Origin of the sequence: Streptomyces sp. NPDC058664 (genome assembly GCF_042716635.1) — a bacterium.
In the GTDB taxonomy this organism is placed as follows: Bacteria; Actinomycetota; Actinomycetes; order Streptomycetales; family Streptomycetaceae; genus Streptomyces.
Window position 1 is genome coordinate 40,130 of record NZ_JBHXRW010000054.1, and the last position, 8,251, is coordinate 48,380.

The window sequence follows — 8,251 nt, forward strand, 5'->3', positions numbered from 1 at the left end:
GGTCTTGCGAGCGGTACGAGAGGGCGCCCGCGCGGCGGTGCGGGGGCGACGGGTTCCACCACGGACGCTCATTCTCGAGGTCGAGGTCGAGGTCGCCGACCCACGCTGATCGGCAGACCTGCCGGCCGTCTTGCGTGGGCTTGCCGTCAGGCACAGCGCATTTCGCATCGCGGGAGAAGGTGCGCGGTGACGCGGTTGCCGCGTCCAGGGCAAGGCTTTCGTGCGGCCGAACCGTGACGTGGTGATCGGCGCGGATTCGAGGGAGCGGGTCGAAGATCGAATCGAGGGCCGAGCGGGAAAAATTCAGGACGGCCGCGTGAGCCTCTCCGATGCCCCGTCCCGCGGCCTGGGTCAGAGTGAATCCCATGCCGCACAGGGGGTGGGGCACGGGAGGTGAACATGTCTTTGAGGGACGATCTCTACGCGGATATCACGGGATTCCTCCTGGCCAAGTGCGATGCCGACCCGGACGAACTCTCCGAGGAATCCGATCTTTACAACGACATCGGCATCGACTCTCTCGACCTCGTCGCCATGGCGCAGACCCTTCAGGGTGCGTACGGCATTTCGATGGACGACGAGCGCATCGGTTCGCTCCGCACCGTCGGTGACGTCCTGGATTTCGCCGTCTCCAAGGTCGAGTCCAAAGCAACCGCCTAGATCACGGGGAGTCTCCGCAATGCCTGCCTACATCACCGCCATGGGACGCTTCCTGCCCGGCGAACCGGTGCCCAACGAGGAGATCGAGGACTACATCGGCAGCGTGGGCCGGGCGAGTTCGGAGTTGCGCGAGCAGATCCTCGGCAACTGCGGGATCAAGTCACGGCACTACGCCATCGACAAGCAGCAGAGGACCCTGTTCTCCAACACCGACATGGCGGTCGCGGCCATCCGCCAGGCGGTGGACCGCTCGGACATCACGCTCGACGACATCGACCTCATCGCGGCGGCCACCGCCGTCCCGGACCTCGTCGCGCCCGGTATCGCCAGCGGCATCCACGGCGAACTCGGCAGCCCGCCCTGCGAGATCGTCACCACCCACGGCATCTGCAGCTCCGGGATGATGGCGCTCAAGAACGCCTACCTCCAGGTGGCGGCCGGGGAGAAGAAGAACGCGATCGCCTCCGCATCCGAACTGGCCTCGCGTTTCCTGAGGAGCGAACGGTTCGCCGACGTCCGGCCGGTCTCGGACGACGGCGCCATCGCCATGGAGATGGCGTTCCTGCGCTACATGCTCTCGGACGGCGCCGGCGCCGCGTTGGTACAGGACCGCCCCGCCGCCGACGGGGTGAGCCTGCGGATCGACTGGATCTCGCTCACCTCCTACGCCAACACCGAGCAGACCTGCATGTACATGGGCTCGGCCGACAACTCGGCGGAGCGGACCTGGTGGGACCACCCCTCCGCGGCCGACGCCGCCGTCGACGGCGCGCTGGCACTGCGCCAGAACCTGGGCCTGCTGCCGCACCTCGTGCGGATCGGGGTCAAGGAATACCAGCGACTGCTCGACGAGGGCCGCTTCGACCCGGACGAGCTCGCCTGGTTCCCCGCGCACTATTCCAGTGAGCGCATGAAGTCCATGGTGCTCAAGGAGATCGAGCGGAAGAAGGTCAGGGGTCCCTCCGTCGAGAAGTGGTACAGCAATCTGACCCGGGTCGGGAACACGGGATCCGCCAGCATCTACGTGATCCTGGAGGAGATGCTCAGCGAGGGCCTGGTGTCGCCCGGAGACAAGCTTCTGGTGATGGTTCCCGAGTCCGGCCGGTTCGCGATCTCCTTCGCGCATCTGACGGCCGTCTCCGCCGGAGAGGTCTGAGGCCGTGAACGCACAGCCCCGAGTGACGGTCTACTGGTATTCACAGACCGGTCAGCTCCTGGAATCCGTCTCCGCCGTCACTGACCCGCTGGAAAAGGCGGGTTGGGACATACGCAAGGTCGAGATCAGGCCGCGGGAACCCTTTCCCTTCCCCTGGCCCATACGCCGCTTCTTCGGTGTCTTTCCCGCCTCTGTCGATCCCGACGGGGCGCCCGGGATCACCGCCCGGCCGCCGGTGGCCGGGAACGACGAGGCGGACCTGGTCGTCTTCGCCTTCCCCGTCTGGTTCCTGGCTCCGGCGCTGCCCATGCGTGCGCTCGTCGGCTCCGAACCGAAGGCGTTCGACGGGCGTGCCGTCATCGGCCTGGTTGCCTGCCGGAACATGTGGTACTCGGCCGCCGTCGAGGTGCAGCGGCTGCTCCAGGCCGCGGGCGGCCGCTACCTGGGCACGATCGCCGCAGTGGACACCGCCTCCGCCGGGGTCACCTTCGTCACCACGCTGCGCTGGCTGCTCGCCGGCAAGCGGGAGGCGTCCTGGGGGTTCCCGCGTGCCGGTGTCGGCATGGACGAGCTGGACCGGCTCGCGCTCCTCGGTGAGCGCCTCGCCGAACTCGCCCCGGCGGAAAACGAATTCGCCCCGGCGGAAAACGAACTCGTCCCGGACCAGGGCGAATCCGCGGCCCACGCCGTTTCCGAGGACGCCCTGGCCGACCGGGTCCGTGACGTCCTGGCCGCCCATGACGCGGCCCCCGTGCACCCTCCGCTGGCCGCGGCGGACCTCCTGGCCGGGAAGGTCTTCCGGGTCTGGGGCCGGGTCATCCGCGCCGCCGACCGGCGCGGCGAGGTCCAGCGCACCGCGCTGACCGGGGTGTTCGTGCTCTGGCTGGCCGGCGCCATCCTGGCCGGACTGCCCGCGGTCGTCGTCGCCCGCGTCCTGTTCAAGGCCGGTTTCGACGCCGCGGTGGCCCGGCGCCTGGCACCGGTCGTCGCCCGTCTTGGAGAGGTACGCCGATGACCGCAGCCGTATCGCATCAGCCGGAGGCCGCCGCGCGGGTGGAGGCCGACGTCGTGGTGGTCGGTGGCGGGCCCACCGGCCTCGCCGCGGCCCACTTCCTCGCCGGACTCGGCGTCCGCACGGTCGTCCTGGAGCACCGCCCCGCACCGTCCGGTCACCCCCGCGCCACGGTGATCAACTCGCGCACCATGGAGCTGCTCAGGCACCTGGGCGTCGATGCCGAGGTGCGCCGTGCCGGCGTGCCCCTGGAGAAGACGGCGCGCATCACCTGGTGCACCGAGCTCGCCGGCACCGAGCTCGCCGGCCTCGACATCATCGCCTCGGCGGACGCCCTGATGCAGCGGGCCGTCAACAGCCCGGTCCTTCCCGTCATCTGCTCGCAGAACCGGGTGGAAGCGCTGCTCGTCGACCTGCTCCCCGAGAACGCACGACTGATCCGCGGGGTCAGGGCCGAGGGGCTGACCCGGACTCCGTCCGGTGTCAGGGTGACGGCCTCCGGCGAGCGCCCCACCGTCGTCGAGGCCCGCTACGCCGTCCTGGCCGAAGGGCTGCACGGCACGCTGCGCGAGACGGTGGGCCTGCGGCAGACCGCGTCCACGCCGCTCGGCAGGCTCCTCGACATCCACTTCAGCGCCGACCTGTCGCCCTGGACGGCCGGCCGGGAGAGCGCCCTGTACTGGGTGCTCAACGACACCGTGCGGGGCGTCCTCGTCACCGTCGACCCGGTGCGCGGCGAATGGCTCCTGGAGATCCCCGCCCTCACCGCCGAGGAGGAGCACACCTACTTCGAGCAGGGAGTCGATCACCACAAGCTGATCGAGGCCGCCATCGGCGAGTCACGCGAAGCGATCGAGGGGCTGCGCGTGCATTCCGTACGGAACTGGGTGATGGGCTCCACCGGGCTCGCCTCCTGGCGCAGCGCCGACGGGCGGGTGCTCGCCGCGGGGGACGCCGCCCACACCTTCCCGCCCACCGGGGGCTTCGGCATGAACACCGGCATCCAGGACGCCCACAACCTCGCCTGGAAGCTGGCCGCGGTGCTGCGCGGCGGTGCCCCCGACGCGCTGCTCGACTCGTACGAGCGTGAACGGCGCCCGGTCGCGGAGTTCAACGCCCGGCACAGCGAGGTCAACGCCCTCCAGAAGCGGGCGCTGCTCCAATCCGACGCCGACCCGGCGGAGTTCGCCCGGAACATCGAAGAGCACCGGCCACACTTCGACTTCGAGGGACAGACACTGGGTTTCACCTACGCACCGGGCCCCGGCGATCCGGTGGTCCAGGACGTGGTGACCTATGTGCCGACCGCCCGGGCCGGCCACCGGGCCCCGCACGCCTGGCTCGACCGGGCCGGCGACCGGATCTCCACGACCGACCTGGCCCGCACCGGTTTCGCCCTGCTCACCGGGGCTGAGGGAGACGTCTGGCGGCGAGTGGCGCAGGAGACCCCGACCTTCATGGGCCTGCCCCTCACGGCGGCCGTGATCACAGCGGACACGAGCACAGCGGACGTGGTCACCCCGGACGGACCCCGGCTGCGCGATGTCAGCGGAGCCTTCGCCGACATCTACGCCCTGCGGGGGGCGGAAGCGGTTCTCGTACGGCCCGACGGCCATGTCCTCGCCCGGCTGCCCGGCGTCTCCCCGAGGCGGGAACTCCGGCAGGCCGCCGACCGACTTGTCGACAGCGGGCCCCTGCCCGCACGAACGGAAGAGCCCTCATGACGGCCGGACCCCCCCTCTCCCCGGAGCGAGTCGCCGGACTGCGCTCCGGCGCACTGCCCGAAGTCCGCGCCGCCCTTACCGGGCTGCCGCGCGAGGACCTCGCGGCCTGGCTGGCCACACCCGACGGCGAGGACGTGCTGCGCACGGTCTTCGAGCGGATGCCCGAGCGCTACACCGGAGGCCCTATGGACGGTCCCCGGACCGCCCGTTGGGAGGTCGAAAGGGCACCGGCCGACACCGTCGCGTACGACCTCGTACTGACCGAGGACGCCTGCGACGTGCGCGGGACGGGGAACTCGGGCGCACCCGCGGTCACCCTCGCCCTCGACGCGGTCGGCTTCGTGGAGATGGCCTCCGCCGCGGCCAAGGGCATGGACCTGCTGCTCCAGGGCCGGCTGCACATCCAGGGTGACGTGCACCTCGCGATGCGGATGGAGTCCCTCTTCGGGCTCGCCGAACCGGGTGAACCCGTATGAACACCGTCCCGGGGCGCCACCGGGTGGTGGTGACGGGCATCGGCATGGTCACCCCGCTCGGCACCGGCACCGAGACGGTCTGGACGCGGCTGCTCGCCGGAACCTCCGGCGTGGGACCGATCCGGGGCTTCGACGCCGGCCGGCTGCCGGTGCGCATCGCCGCCGAGGTGACGGACTTCGACCCGACCGACTGGCTGACCCGCAAGGAGGCCAGACGCCTCGACCGGTTCTGCCACTTCGCGATCGCCGCGGCCGAACTCGCCGTGGAGCGCGCGGGCCTCGACGGCATCGACCGGGACGGCGCCGCCACCGTGATCGGCAGCGCCATCGGAGGCGCCGGCACCATGATGGCGGGGGTGCTGAAGGACGCGGCGGCGCCCCAGATGGTCTCTCCGTTCTTCGTGCCCAGCTCCATCGTCAACATGGGCGCGGGCACGGTCGCCCAGCGCTTCGGCTTCCGCGGCCCCGGCGCCGCACCGGTCACCGCCTGCGCCTCCTCGGCCGACGCGATCGGGCAGGCCTACCGGATGGTCCGCGACGGCTATGCCGGGGCCGCACTGGCGGGCGGCTCCGAGGCGTGCATCGCCTCGCCGCTGGTCGCGGGCTTCGCCAACATGCGCGCGCTGTCGCGCCGCAACGACGAACCCGGCCGAGCCTCCCGCCCGTTCACCGCGGACCGGGACGGTTTCGTCATGGGGGAGGGCGCCACCATGCTGCTCCTGGAGACCGCGGAGTCGGCCGGGGCGCGGGGCGCGTACGTCTACGCCGAGGTCTGTGGCTACGGCCAGACCAGCGACGCCCACCACGTCACCGCCCCCGACCCCACCGGGCAGGGTGCCGCCCGCGCCATGCTCGCCGCGCTCCGCGAGGCCGACCTCAAGCCCGACGAGATCGACCACGTCAACGCCCACGGCACCTCGACCCCGTTCTCCGACGCCGCCGAGACGAAGGCGATCAAGTCCGCCTTCGGCACGCACAGCGGGAACCTGGCCGTCAGCTCCACCAAGTCGATGACCGGTCATCTGCTGGGCGCGGCCGGCGCGACCGAGGCGGCGTTCTGCGCCCTGTCCATCGATCGCGGGGTCATCCCGCCGACCATCAACCAGGACGCGGCCGACCCCGAGTGCGACCTCGACTACGTGCCGAACACCGCCCGCCCGTACGAGGTCCGGGCGACCCTCTCCAATTCCTTCGCCTTCGGCGGGCAGAACGTCGCGCTCGCCCTCCGACGCTTCGTCAGGGAGTGACTCCGCACCACGCCCCGTCGGGCCGACGACCGAGCACACGGCGCCACTCGTGACCACACCTCAGGAAGGCACCTCGATGACCCAGGTCTCCACCGTCCCCACGGCCGGCACCCCCACGGCCACCGCCGTCCCCGGTCCCACCGGCCGGCTGCGCGCCCTGATCGCGATGTCCGGCAATCCGATGGACTACTTCACCGGGCTGCGCGACCAGTACGGCCCCCTCGTGCGCGTCCCGCTCGGCCTGCGCGATCTGTACCTGGTCAGCGACCCGGAGGCGGTCCACGAGGTCCTGGTCAATTCGCACCGCAACTTCACCAAGGCCACCATGAGCGCCGGACGCGGCAAGTGGGAAGCCCCGCTCTCGGTGATCTTCGGCAACAGCCTGACCACCAGCGACGGCGAGTACCACCGCAAGCAGCGCAGGCTGATACAGCCGATGTTCCATCACGAGCGCATCGCCGGCTACGGCCGTGCCTTCGCCGAGCTCTCCGACGACATCCAGTCCGGCTGGAAGGACGGGGACCGGCTCGACATGTCGGTCGAGATGATCGAGCTGACCCTCTCCGTCGTGGCCCGCACGATCTTCGACGTCTCGCTCGACAGCGATGTGGCCCGCACCGTCCGCACCGCGATCCCGCGCGACGAAGGCCCGCTGCGCTGGGACTCCCTGCCCTTCGCCCGCTATCTGGCGAAGCTGCCGCTGCCCGGCAACAAGCGCTTCTTCGCGGGCCGGGACAAGCTCGACGCCATCGTCTACCGGCTCATGGCGGAGCGCAGGCAGGGCGACGGCCAGGGCGCCGACCTGCTCTCCATGCTGCTCGCGGCGCGTGACGCCGACACCGGGGAGCCGATGGAGGACCACCAGGTCCGGGACGAGGCGATCACCATGCTCATGGCCGGTCACGAGACCACGGCCAACGCGCTCACCTGGTCCTACCACCTGCTCGGCCACCACCCCGAGGCGCGGGCCAGGATGCACGAGGAGATCGACGAGGTGCTCGGCGACCGGCTGCCCACGGTCGAGGACCTGCCCCGCCTCGCCTGGACCGACGCGGTTCTCTCCGAGGCGATGCGCCTCTACCCGCCGATCATGGGCATGGCCCGCCGTCCCCTGGACGACTTCGAGCTCCTCGGCCACCGGATCCCCAAGGACAGCTTCGTCGCGATCGTCCCGTGGGTGAACCACCGCGACCCCCGGTGGTGGCCGCAGCCCGAGCGCTTCGCCCCGCAGCGCTGGCTCAAGGACCCGCGGCCCTCCGACGCGGCGGACGAGCTCACCGGCCACGCGGTACAGCCCGGACGCCCGCGCCTCGCCTACCTTCCCTTCGGCGGCGGTCCGCGGCAGTGCATCGGCAACACCTTCTCGTGGATGGAGGGCGTCATGGCGCTGGCCACCGTGGGGCGGAACTGGGAGTTCGAGCCCGTTCCCGGGTACGTGGTCGACCCGCTGGCAAGGATCACCATCCGGCCGCGGCACGGCCTGCCGGTGACCGCCAGGCGCCGCTGAGCGTGTCGCGTCCATGAGCAGCCACCCTCACCGACACACATCCGAAGGGAACACCCGCACATGTCGAACAACACCCGGATCGCACTCGACATCGCACTCGACAAGGAAGAGCTGCGCTCCCTCGTCGCCGACGTCCTCGAGCTCGACGTGGAGGAGGTCACGGACGACGCCGACTTCGTACGGGACCTGGAGGTCGACTCCCTGATGGCGCTGGCGATCGTCGTCCGGCTGGAGAAGCAGTACGGCGTCAAGATGGAGGAGAGCGACTTCAAGCAGCTCTCGTCGCTCACCCAGGTCCTTCAGCTGATCACCGACAAGCGCACCGCGCAGGCCGCGTTCTGACGACCTGCCCGCGGCTCACGCGGCCGGCCGTGGGGGGGGGGGGCGGGCGCCCCCCCCCCGGGGGCCCGGCCCCGCCGCCGTGTGCGCGGGCTCCCCGGATTCCGGTAGGGGCCGGGTTAGCGTGCGG

At 71.0% G+C, this 8,251-nt stretch carries 8 protein-coding genes; all 8 read left to right on the plus strand.

The window, feature by feature from the left end; all coding sequences use genetic code 11:
• The first annotated feature begins 399 nt into the window (after positions 1-399).
• From ACFWUY_RS32120 to ACFWUY_RS32155, 8 genes are read left to right on the plus strand one after another with little or no spacing between them, the layout of a single operon-like run.
• Complete coding sequence (locus tag ACFWUY_RS32120; RefSeq protein WP_384118114.1) at positions 400-660, plus strand: acyl carrier protein; 261 nt, start codon at positions 400-402, stop codon at positions 658-660.
• A gap of 19 nt (positions 661-679) precedes the next feature.
• Entirely contained in the window at positions 680-1,816 is a 1,137-nt protein-coding gene (locus tag ACFWUY_RS32125) for a 3-oxoacyl-[acyl-carrier-protein] synthase III C-terminal domain-containing protein (RefSeq protein ID WP_384118117.1), read from the plus strand.
• 4 nt (positions 1,817-1,820) lie between these two features.
• Positions 1,821-2,831: a hypothetical protein gene (locus tag ACFWUY_RS32130; protein ID WP_384118120.1), complete on the plus strand. Its 1,011-nt coding sequence runs from the start codon at positions 1,821-1,823 to the stop codon at positions 2,829-2,831.
• Positions 2,828-4,552, plus strand: a complete 1,725-nt coding sequence (locus ACFWUY_RS32135; protein ID WP_384118123.1) for an FAD-dependent monooxygenase — start codon at positions 2,828-2,830, stop codon at positions 4,550-4,552. Before ACFWUY_RS32130 ends, ACFWUY_RS32135 begins: the two co-directional genes overlap by 4 nt.
• On the plus strand, positions 4,549-5,028 hold the full coding sequence (locus tag ACFWUY_RS32140) for an SCP2 sterol-binding domain-containing protein (protein ID WP_384118126.1): 480 nt from the start codon (positions 4,549-4,551) through the stop codon (positions 5,026-5,028). Before ACFWUY_RS32135 ends, ACFWUY_RS32140 begins: the two co-directional genes overlap by 4 nt.
• Positions 5,025-6,275 (plus strand): beta-ketoacyl-ACP synthase II, encoded by a 1,251-nt coding sequence (gene fabF, locus ACFWUY_RS32145; RefSeq protein WP_384118129.1) that lies wholly within the window; start codon positions 5,025-5,027, stop codon positions 6,273-6,275. Before ACFWUY_RS32140 ends, fabF begins: the two co-directional genes overlap by 4 nt.
• A gap of 49 nt (positions 6,276-6,324) precedes the next feature.
• Positions 6,325-7,782: a cytochrome P450 gene (locus ACFWUY_RS32150; protein ID WP_384118132.1), complete on the plus strand. Its 1,458-nt coding sequence runs from the start codon at positions 6,325-6,327 to the stop codon at positions 7,780-7,782.
• Between the two features lie 60 nt (positions 7,783-7,842).
• Positions 7,843-8,124 (plus strand): acyl carrier protein, encoded by a 282-nt coding sequence (locus ACFWUY_RS32155; protein WP_384118134.1) that lies wholly within the window; start codon positions 7,843-7,845, stop codon positions 8,122-8,124.
• Positions 8,125-8,251: the final 127 nt, after the last annotated feature.